The 11,530-nt window shown below is 24.1% G+C and carries 8 protein-coding genes and 1 CRISPR repeat array; all 8 genes read right to left on the reverse strand.

Annotated features, from left to right (window positions below; translation table 11 throughout):
• Nucleotides 1-447, reverse strand: a 447-nt coding sequence (locus XO12_RS07845) for an AAA family ATPase (RefSeq protein ID WP_175420062.1), incomplete at its 3' end; no start/stop codon positions are given.
• Nucleotides 448-538: 91 nt separating this feature from the next.
• Nucleotides 539-1,801: a CRISPR direct-repeat array (repeat unit 36 nt; unit sequence GTTTCTATCTCTTTCAGAGAGTAGTTTCTTTCAGAG).
• Between the two features lie 869 nt (nt 1,802-2,670).
• Nucleotides 2,671-4,605 carry a hypothetical protein gene (locus tag XO12_RS07850; RefSeq protein ID WP_175420063.1) on the reverse strand — a complete coding sequence of 645 codons (1,935 nt, stop codon included), beginning with the start codon at nt 4,603-4,605 and terminating at the stop codon, nt 2,671-2,673.
• A gap of 17 nt (nt 4,606-4,622) precedes the next feature.
• A complete protein-coding gene (gene cas2 / locus XO12_RS07855; protein WP_047265939.1) occupies nt 4,623-4,901 on the reverse strand; it encodes a CRISPR-associated endonuclease Cas2 in 279 nt (92 codons plus the stop codon).
• Complete coding sequence (cas1, locus tag XO12_RS07860; protein ID WP_175420064.1) at nt 4,901-5,905, reverse strand: CRISPR-associated endonuclease Cas1; 1,005 nt, start codon at nt 5,903-5,905, stop codon at nt 4,901-4,903. Before cas1 ends, cas2 begins: the two co-directional genes overlap by 1 nt.
• Before the next feature lie 8 nt (nt 5,906-5,913).
• Nucleotides 5,914-7,551: a CRISPR-associated primase-polymerase type A1 gene (locus tag XO12_RS07865; RefSeq protein ID WP_175420065.1), complete on the reverse strand. Its 1,638-nt coding sequence runs from the start codon at nt 7,549-7,551 to the stop codon at nt 5,914-5,916.
• Between the two features lie 369 nt (nt 7,552-7,920).
• Nucleotides 7,921-9,594 carry a TM1812 family CRISPR-associated protein gene (locus XO12_RS07870; protein WP_175420066.1) on the reverse strand — a complete coding sequence of 558 codons (1,674 nt, stop codon included), beginning with the start codon at nt 9,592-9,594 and terminating at the stop codon, nt 7,921-7,923.
• Between the two features lie 9 nt (nt 9,595-9,603).
• Entirely contained in the window at nt 9,604-10,722 is a 1,119-nt protein-coding gene (locus XO12_RS07875; RefSeq protein WP_175420067.1) for a hypothetical protein, read from the reverse strand.
• Nucleotides 10,707-11,519 (reverse strand): CRISPR-associated endoribonuclease Cas6, encoded by an 813-nt coding sequence (gene cas6, locus XO12_RS07880; protein ID WP_368493436.1) that lies wholly within the window; start codon nt 11,517-11,519, stop codon nt 10,707-10,709. The genes XO12_RS07875 and cas6 overlap by 16 nt, the downstream gene beginning before the upstream one ends.
• Nucleotides 11,520-11,530 lie beyond the last annotated feature (11 nt).

The raw sequence follows: 11,530 nt of genomic DNA on the forward strand, positions 1-11,530 counted from the left end.
TTCATATTCGTCTATGAGTATTACTGTTTTTTCTTTGTATTTTTTACTTAATTCTGTTATTAAATGTCCAAATTTTGTTGGTAAATTATTTTTTATTGGTGAAATATCATATTCTCTATATAATTCTTCAATTCTTTCATTAAGTGAATCTATAAATTCATCATATGTTGTTAATGTATTATCTGACATATCGAGTTTTATTACAGGATATTCTTTAAATTCCCATTTGTCATATATATATGTATCTTTAAATAATTCTTTTTCTCCTTTGAATAGATAATATAATGTTGATACTGTTAAACTTTTTCCAAATCTCCTTGGTCTTGAGAGAAAGGTTGGTACTCCAGAATTTGCTAATTCTAATATATACTTTGTTTTATCTATATATATATAATTTTCTATTATTAGTTTTTTATAATCCTGTACTCCTATTGGTAATTTTTTCATTTTCATCATCTCCACTTTCATTTTTATTTTTCATTCATATTATAACATATTCCTTCCAAATATTTACAGAATTTAATCGAAAATCATTTGTATTTCTATCTCTTTCAGAGAGTAGTTTCTTTCAGAGCTTGATGGAAAAATTATTTTTTCCAACACTTTGATCGAAAGTTTCTATCTCTTTCAGAGAGTAGTTTCTTTCAGAGTTATGCAAAAACGGAGAAGTTCCGAATTTAATTGGACATGCGTTTCTATCTCTTTCAGAGAGTAGTTTCTTTCAGAGTGAGTATCCAGTTTTAATGAACATCTGCCAAGATGCAATAGGTTTCTATCTCTTTCAGAGAGTAGTTTCTTTCAGAGTTTGAAATATAAAAATAAAGGAGGAGATAAAATGAAGTTTGTTTCTATCTCTTTCAGAGAGTAGTTTCTTTCAGAGTAGAATTTGAAATAAATGAATCCCCTGATAATTCAAGGGGAGTTTCTATCTCTTTCAGAGAGTAGTTTCTTTCAGAGATTTATAATGATTTAAAAGAGATTAACATAATTCAAATGAGTTTCTATCTCTTTCAGAGAGTAGTTTCTTTCAGAGAACCAAGATTCTCTCACTCTGGCCTCTATTAGGGCAGAAATGTTTCTATCTCTTTCAGAGAGTAGTTTCTTTCAGAGTGCATATTATATGAAGAAAAACAAAATAGAATCAAATGAAGGTTTCTATCTCTTTCAGAGAGTAGTTTCTTTCAGAGATATTAGAGTCTGTTATTAATAGTGATCTTACACATGATGAGTTTCTATCTCTTTCAGAGAGTAGTTTCTTTCAGAGAAAAATTATGATGAAATGCTTTTCAGTAGCAATTTTATCTGTTTCTATCTCTTTCAGAGAGTAGTTTCTTTCAGAGGGCTTAGTAATTACTGACCATACAATATATTCAATATTGTAGTTTCTATCTCTTTCAGAGAGTAGTTTCTTTCAGAGAAAGAGATGAAAACAAATAGGAGGCGATTTTAATGTATGAGTTTCTATCTCTTTCAGAGAGTAGTTTCTTTCAGAGGATTGTTACAAGAATACTAACAAAATAGTAGCAATAAACTCAGTTTCTATCTCTTTCAGAGAGTAGTTTCTTTCAGAGTATTTAGAAGACTAAAAGCAGGAGAATATTTAGGCAAAACGGTTTCTATCTCTTTCAGAGAGTAGTTTCTTTCAGAGATACTTTCGGGAGTGAATAGAAATGTCAGATTTAAAGGGAGTTTCTATCTCTTTCAGAGAGTAGTTTCTTTCAGAGACAACAGATTTCTTGTTAGAAGCAGCAGTAGAAATGGGATTGTTTCTATCTCTTTCAGAGAGTAGTTTCTTTCAGAGACTTGGTCTCTAAAATAGTTATTATTAGCCGTTTTTAGAAGGCGTTTTTCCGGACCTGTTTTTTATTTTCAATTTTTTCTTTGTTTTTTGTAAAAAATCTTCTAAAAACCGCTTATAATCAACCTCCGGACCTGTTTTTTAACTTCCCTTTATTCATGCGGTTTTGCGCGATTTTGCAATTTTTAACATAGGTCCGGAATGTTTTTCAATATAATTATACTCTTCTCTTTTTCTCTTGTCAAGCCTGTTTTAAACGTTATAATCTTTCGTTAATATTTTCCGCGCGATTTTTAATATCAAAATCTTTATTTAAGATATTTTTAGAAGTTGTAATATTATTAAATTATTTTTTCTTAAATCTTGCTTTTTTGTTAACAAGTCTTCTTGTTCGTTAAAAAACTTTCAAATAAAGAGTTTCATATATTTTTACAATTTAGAACCATAAATAATATAATTACTTTATTTTAATAATGGTAAAGTCACCGGTCTAGTTCCAACTCGTCCTAAGTTATTATGAAAATCAACTCTTAAAAATGGCCAAACAATTTTATTTAATTGTTTTTCTATAAAAAATGTATAAATTTTTTTATTTTTTATATTAAGCGCAATAATATATTCTGTTTCTTGCTTATATATTATCTTATTTTTCTCTCTTAATTTTATAGTATATTCAATGTAAGTTTTTTTTCTTCTAAATTTATATTTCCTGTTTTGATTTTCAATTCAATTTTTATTGTAGAAGAACCATTATTTTTTTCTCATGTATTTCTATTTTTTCTTTTGATAAAAATATATCTTTTAAATTAATATTTTTTATTAATTTAAAAGTAATTTTATTGCTTCATCAAACGTTACTTCAAGATTATTTTTTACTTTCTAAATTTGTTCTTGAATGGAATATACAATTTCCATTCTAAATCTGTTAGGGCTACTTTATTTACTACCTGAAGTGGATAGGGCAATCTATAATTAACATATGGCGTCGGATGGACTACTCTTGTTAATGAATATACTTGTTCTATTATTTTTTCATTATTATAATCTGTATTGTTTTCTATTATTTTTATTTCCACGCCTTTTTGATTGAAATATGTTTTTGGGTAATAAATAAAATTATTATCGGAAAGTTTTATTATCCACTCTTTTAATTCTTCATATGAATTGATATTTACACTTTTATTAACTTCTATCAATGAATATTTTATGTTTTCAATATTTAAAATATTTTTTATTATTTCTATATCTTCCAAATATCTCCCATCTCTCAATACAATAATATTTTCAGGATAATTTTTATTTCTTTCATGGTATTCATTCAATATTTGGATATATTCTTTTTCAACTATATCAAGATTCATTTTTTCATTTAATTCTAAATTTTTATATTTATTTAAATATATAATATCCCCAAAATTATTAACTGCTGATATTGCTAAATTGCTTTTTTTTAAATAATTATCATGACTTAAATCTATACCAATATAAAGTGTTTTATTTTCATCTTTTAAGTTTCTTATAATATATGGCTGACATTCCTGTATAAAGTTTCCCATTTTGTATACATAGCTTTTTATTATATAAGGCTGTATTTTTTCTAATTTTTCTTTTAAAATAGGTTGTAAAATTAAATTTTCAGGAAACTTTTGTATAAGAGAATCAATATTTCCTAAAAATTTATCAAGTATTACTATAGCCATTATATTTCCTTCTAAATTTTCAAAAAAATCTTTGTTGCTTATTTCAAATGTTTCAGGATCATACATAAAAGCAGAACTTTTTGTTTTTGGTTCTCTTAAAAATATTACTTTTGAAAAACCCATTTCATATATTGTTTGATAAAAGATTGAATTTTTATTTTGAAATAATATTTTTAAAGAATGTTGGATTTCATATATTTGTTTTTTAGAACTAAAAAAGAATGCTATTTTGATTTTCTGATCGTTTTTATAAAATGAGTATTTAAAAACATCTTTTATATTTCTTGATTTACCTTTTTTAAACTCATACTCGATATTTACATATATTTTTTTGTCCATGGTTAAGTTGTAATTATTGATATTTATGATGTCTTCTAAAAAATATAATTTCTGTTTAATTTTTTTATATCCTGAAAGTAATTTTTCTTTATATATATTATGTATTTCTTTCGAAAAACCAAACTTTTCTGCTTCTTTTGATGTGAAATTAAAATAGTAATTTTCCGGGAAAGAAACTTCTCTTACGCCATTGTCCCCAAGATCTATTTTTAATATTCCATTTAATCCTGATATGTAAGGGAAACTTTTTCCAGATTTTATATTAAATAGGTAGGCACTTCTAATTGGAGACTCTAACGCTGTTTTATCAGAAAGAAATGTGAATTTTGGAAGTATTGATATATAATATTTTTCATCAATTTTATGGAGTTTAATTTTATAGGTCAAATGTGCATTTACATTAGTATTGCTATCTAACGGAAATTTGTCATTTATTGAAATATAATTATTTCCTCTTTTATAATAAAAATTGTTGTCTATAAATTTCTTTTTTAAGTATTTGTATATTGTCTTTATAAAAAGATTTGGATCTTTTTTTTCTTCTATTATTTCGTTTTTTTCTATCCTATATTTTTCTGCTTGTTGTGGAGTAATTTTAAAATCTATATCAGGAATCTCCAACCATACTAAATCGTTTGAATCATTAAATCTAATATTGTTTACTCTACTCAAATTCCTGGCAAATTCTTTTGGATCATTATCTTTGTTAAAATAATATAGTCTTTTTACTCTGTATGGTGTTTTAATTTCATAAAGATTTAGATACATTTTTATCCCCCCATTTTTTATATTATCAAAAAGTCTTTATCGTAAAATTTGCCTTTATCAATGCCAATAGTAACTATATATTTTCTGCTTTCTTTTGAAATAGGGTATATTCTTATAGTATCTTCCTTTTTGTTTATCTGCTTTTTTAATCCTTTTATTAACGATTTTAATTGGTCTTGATTTAATTCTGTTTCAAAAACACTATATTGAACTCTTATTCCATAACTTTCAAGATATTTTACTACTTTTCTTCTCCTTTTATCATTTGTAATATCATAACTAACAACATAAAACATTATATCCCCACCCTGTAAAAAGGTATATATTCTTTTTCATCTCCAAGAACTACTCTTGCATAATGCCTTGCTTGCTTTTGAAATATTGTTCTTATATAATTTACTTCATCGTCTAAATGATATTTCATTTTTTGTGAAAGCACAGTTTCATATTTTGAGATAAATTTTTTTAATCCATTATCTGTAAAATGAATTATTTCTTTTTCCTTTTTCTTGAAATCTTTTATTGTTATTTCATTTCTATTTACTAAATTTAAAATAAAACTGTCTATTATTATATTTCTAAATTCTTCAACTAAATCAAATAATAATGATTTTTTTGAAATATCTATTGTATGAAGATTTCCGAAATATGGATCCAATCCCACTATATTTATCGCTGCCATTACTTCGTTATATAGAAAATAATAACCAAATGATAACATTGCGCTAATTGGGTCTCGAGGAGGATGAAGTGTCCTTTTTTCAAATTTAAAATCTTTATTTTTTATTAACTTTTTATATCCCTGAAAATAATATTTTGTTCCAATTCCTTCAAAACCTCTCACTTCATCAATGTTTTTTCCTTTTTCTACTTTCTCAATTGTTTTTCTTATTGCAGCTAATTCTTTACTCAATCTACCTTTTGGAAGGTATTTACTTCTACTTAATAAAAAATCATATGAATTTTTTAATTTACCAATTACAATAGATTTTGATATTTTTAATTTAAATTCTTCATCTTGAGAACGTTTGTATTGTTCTAATCTTAACAATACATTTCTATATTCATCTGTATATAATTTTCCTCGATATTTTCCAGTTTGTGTCATAAAAATTACTTCTATTTTTTTATCTAAAAAATAGTTTATTATAGGTGTTGTCAAAGAAATATTTCCCATTAAATTTACTTTTTCTATTTTATTTAATGGTATTTCTGATATAATATTTTTGTTTTTTGATATTATTAATCGCCCCTGTTTTTTTGAAAGTACTGCGCCCTGTTCCGTTATATAAATTACCATTTTATCACCTATAATATAATTTCAATATCATCACCATTTCGTTTTATTGTTCCTATTTCAACTCGTAATTCTTTTTTTTCACCCATTTTTTTAGCAATCATTTTTTTTAGATTTTTTATTTCTTTTTCTATTTCAAATTTTTCAGAATTTTTCTCTACTATTTTTTTTGCAATATCGTTTATATCTATTTTATCAATAAATATTTCTTCTACATCTGTTATTATTGCATAAGGTGTGTTGTAATTACCTGGGAATTTGCACGTGCAATTTTTTAAATCTAGCGATAAATTTTTGTTTAATATTATTTTTCTTATTTCTTCACAGGTTATTGGAACTTCTTTGCTTTGTTTTTCAATCATTTCAAATCTTTTTAGATTAAAATTTATAGTTTTTTTAAGAATATTTAAAATTTCCCTTTTTCCATTTTTTAAATTTATAGTTGATTTAATTAGTATATTCTCTTCCTCTTCTGATATATATGCTTCTTTTTCTATTTTATTTATTATTTGTTTTAAAATACTACAACCATTAATGATTGTATCAAATTCGCTTGATGTTTGTTTTATTATTTGTTTTCTAATTTCTTTTTTTATTTTATTTGATTTTTTTATTTTATTATTTGAACGTTTATATGTAAGTGTTTCTTCATATACTTCATAATTTTCGTCGGTAAAATCTTTGAATAATCTTTCAATTTGCTCTTTAGTATTCTCTTTTATTGAAAACAAAAATTTTGTTTGATTTGATATAATTTCAAAATTCTCATCTACAAATAAGCATTTTTTCCCTGTTTTTCTATGAATTCCAAGAGGAATTTTTATTAAATTTCCCAGTCCTCCATTTAACTCTGTTTGCTTTGGAAATATTTCTACATCTATCCCTTCTTCTAAATCTATTCTTTCTAATATTTTTTCCATTATTATTTTTATTTTATAACTAAGTATTGGTATATCAAAGAATATCCAAATGTGATATCCTCTATTTCCTGTATATTCTATATAACTGTATATATTTTCCTGTTCAAGTTCGGCAATAAGTTTTTTTGCTACTTTTTTACTATTTTCTTCATAAATGTATCTGTTATCGCCATGTAGATAAGATTTTTTAATATCTATATCATATGCTGCAAATTTTATTGAATTATCTTTTTTTAATTGGTATATTCCAATTGTTTTTTCACCTTTTAAATGTTCTTTTACATCTTTATAATTTAATGGTCGCCTTATTGGCCTGTATCCATTTTCAAATTGAATTGAAAATACATCTTCTCTTCCCGAAAATAATTCTATAAATTTTCTTATTAAATTTGAAGATGGAGAAAACAAATTTGTTTTATCTTGAAGTTCTTGTATTTTTTCTTTTATATCTAAATTTTTATATATTTCTAACGCTTTTTGTATTTCATTTATTTCTTCGTATATTTGTGCTAATTTTAATAAATATTCTTTTTCTGGTTTTGTATTAACTATCTTCTCAAATATTTCTTTTGCTTTTTTATAATTTTGAAATTCAAAAAGTAATTCACCATATTTTACTAACGAACTATCTTTTACACATAGTTCATCTTCTGCTTTTTCAAAATATTCCAAAGCTTTTTCAAATTCAAAATTTTCTTCTGCTTCTAACGCTAATTTTTTATAATTCATAGTATCACCAATTAATTCTCATAATAGATGTTTTATTTCTTTTTCGTTCCACTCTCTACTCACCTCTTTATTTCATATCTTTTTTATAATTTTATAGTTTATATTTTAATTGCAATAAATCCCTATACATTCTGTGCGTTCAGAATATATAGGGATTATTTGAATGTTCGCACTACTTATTTATAAATTTTATATTTTATTTTGTAGTCCTTTAAAATATCTATTTGTGCAGTTACAGCACTCATTTTCTCCCTCCTGTTATTTAGGCTTTTACACAAAATTGGCTTATAAAAGGGTTCTAATTTCTTCATTTTTATATAAAATTTTTTTATTTGTATTTTATTTCTAAAATTAAATTTATATATATGTTCATCCTTCTCTATATATATAATAATAACCAATCAAATTATTTTCTTCCATAAAATCCATTTCTTCTTTAGTATATATTTTACCTTCTTCAGGCCTTTTTTCTAATTTTATAACTAATGCACTTTCACCTTTTTCAAAATATATTTCTTTTCTTTTCAAAGGTACAGTCAATTCAAATTTATCTTTTATGAATTCTATTACAGACTCATGCCCAATTGCAGAATCTAAAACATCATCTTTTATTGCATCTTCCAATATTGCTTTAAATTCATTTTTTGTTAATTTCAATATATAAAATTTCCCTTCTTGGTTATCTTTTGGTATTGGCATTATTGTAGAGTTTAATAAATATATTTTTTTAGAATTTACTTTTAAATCATTCATACTTAAAAGTATTTCATCTATCATTGATAAAGCATTTTCTAAATTTTCTTCAAGAGTTTTTTGATTTATGGAAGTATTTGCTCTTCCTCCATGGGCTACACTATTCCTCCAACCTTTAACATTTTTCAATAATTCTTCAATTTTTTTTGGTAATTCTTTATCTTTTGTATCAACTATATTGTATGAATACATCCAATATTTTTCCCTGAAATCTTTATTGTTATAATAGAAATATTTTCCATTCTCAATTAACTTTATATCAATAAGAAGTTCTCTTAAATGAATTACAGCTTCAGAATACATTTTCCAGTTAATTAATAGTTTTATTATATTTTTCATAAATTCAACTTTTTCCAAAGTTGCTATATTAGAATATTTGTTTATTTTTTTGTCTAGAGGTAATTTCTCTAAAACAATCTTTTGAAAATCTACTAAGAATTTCAGAATTGGTCTTATAAAAAAAAGATTTTCTGAATTTTTAGAATATATTTTAAACTCTCTAATACTACTTTCTAATATATCATTTATTTTATATATACTATTAGCTAACTTTTCTGGTGGGGAAGGTATTTTTAATAATTCTTCAAAAAATTTTAATTCTCTTGATAATGATGAAAATTTCAATTCATTTAAGTTACATAACTTATTTTTAGCAACTATTTTCTGAATGTTTTTTAAAACTATTATCATTCTTTCAGTTATTCCATATCTTTCAAATTCTTCTAAAGCAATAGTTAAATTTGAAAGTTCAAGCGTTTGAGTAATGTCCAAAATAGGAACTTTTTTTAAATTTTTTTCTATCTCCTCACCTATTTCATATGCACCATAAACTATTTTCATTTCTAGTTTATTAGCTTTTTCCATTAAATTTTTAAAATAAAAAACTGTACTGGATGTGAAAATAGCCATATGTCTTAAACCATGTGTTAAATCAAATATAACCTTATTTCCTTTAAAATCTAATAATAATTTTTCTATTTCTTCCATAATTATTTCTAATTCTTCATAATTTTTTCCTTTTGGTATATCCCTATAAGAAACTTTTATTCCATAATTTTCAATTTCATTTAATTCATTCAATATATTTTCATCATATAAAAATTCATTTTTCACTTCATCTGTTACAAAAAAAAATATTTCAACATCATTTCCATTTTCTTTTTCCAAGATTGCATTTGCTAAAGGACTTAATCTTTTTTTCACCATTTTTCCAGAATTTTCTATAGAATAATAAAATGTTTCATAATATCTACCTTTTCCTAAAAAAGAAACTATTAGCATTTTTTCCATTTTTACCTCCTATAATTCGAATAATGAGAATTTTGTATTATTTAGTATACTTTCATTCTTATTTGTATATTCTCTTTCATATTTATTATGGTCTAACCAAATGTAATATAAATATATTTTATTATCTTTAATATCCCAAATAGTTCTAAATGGATCCCTTGATGCTTTATATAAATAAGGTTTATCAATTTTCCATGATTTGTTATGCATCAATTCGCCCTTGTATGAATTGTTATCTGATTTAAATTTTTGAATTTTTCTTATCATCTCAAGAATTTGACCTTTTATAAATTTTGTTTTGTCAGGTTTTTTATTTAACATATTTTTAACAGAATCACTAATATATACTTCAATTTTTAATATTCCTTTTAATAAAAACACGCCAAATGCATTTAATTTAACGAAATCATCAATAATATCAAAAAGATATGTATTTTCTTCAATGAAGTTTTTCTCTGAATAAGTTAAATCGTTTAATTTAATTTCTGTATTCTCAATCTTTTTTATAAGTGGTAAAAATTCAATGATTTCCTCTACGTTAAATTTTATTGGCATTGGTGGAATTTCTTGTAATACTGGTTTCTCTTCATACAAATATCCCATTTTATATCCATAAAATGATCCAGCCACATATCCCAAATACGACATTACTTTATAACCTGGAGTTGGTGAAAAGAATGTATCATATACTGTACCTTTTTGCAATTCAGTTACAAGAATATCCATAAATTCCCCTAATTGTTTGTTTAAATTAAATTTATCATCAATATCAAAGTTAACACCTTTTAGTGTTACTTCAGCATTAAAATCTCTTTCAAAAGCTATTTTATTAATTTTAGCTGCAGCAATTCCTTCTTTAGTGTTTGTATGAATTAAAGATATTCTCGGATTATTGCTTAATTCATTATTATCCTTCAATCTTTTTATTAAAGAATATTCAACACTAATATTTGTATATTCCTTATTATGATTCTTTAATGCTTCTTTTACTTTATTTACCCATCCATTTATTTTTTCTATCTCAATATTATTAATATTTTCTATGTTATTTTCTTTTATATAATTTGCACAAACATTTCTACCAACAATTGCTGATTTACCACCTGTTAATACTATATTGCTATACATTCTTTATGCTCCCTCCTTACCTGACCCATTCCCATTGTGGTTTTGTATCCAATTCCTGCATAAAATGAGAATTCTGATAAAATATTAACTATTTTTAATAATTCATTATTTCCCTGAGAAATTTCAAATTCCACATCACCAACAAACCCTTCTAAGTAGAAGTTATTTATAAAAACTCTCTTTTTTCTTATGCGCTTATTTATAATTTTTATGTTTGAAAATTCTTCTTTTATACTTTCATTAAATTTATATTCACTATATTTATTAAATTTATTTAATAATCCTGTGTATATTTTTTTTGCATCAGGATATCTTAAGTGCTTGTCTCCCACTCTAAATAATGTTGGGGTATAAAACTTAAGTTTAATTTTGTTTGAATAATCTTTTTTACTTAATAATTCATCAATTGATAAAACTCCTGCCCATTTACTTTGTTCTTCATCAAAAATTACTCTTAATATAGAAAACTTAATGTTTTCTATATAGATTTCCTTTTTAAATATTTTATTTTTAAACATTGTAACTGTAAATAAATTAAAAATCTTTTCATTCAAAAACGTCAATCTTATATAATATCTTTTGTTTTTCATAATAGAGACTGGTTCGTCTACTTTTTTCCCTAAAAAAGATGAAACAGTAAAAGCTTTATTATTAAAATTTTGATGTAGCTTTTTCGAGACTTCTTCACTCGCTTTTTTTAACACATTAAAAAACATCCCATGAATTTTCTTTCCAGGATAAGTTGGAATAACTCCTGTTTCCAAAGCTTTTAATTCTACAACAACACTATAGAAAATAGTATCACCTT

This window comes from Marinitoga sp. 1154 (genome assembly GCF_013363285.1).
GTDB lineage: Bacteria > Thermotogota > Thermotogae > Petrotogales > Petrotogaceae > Marinitoga.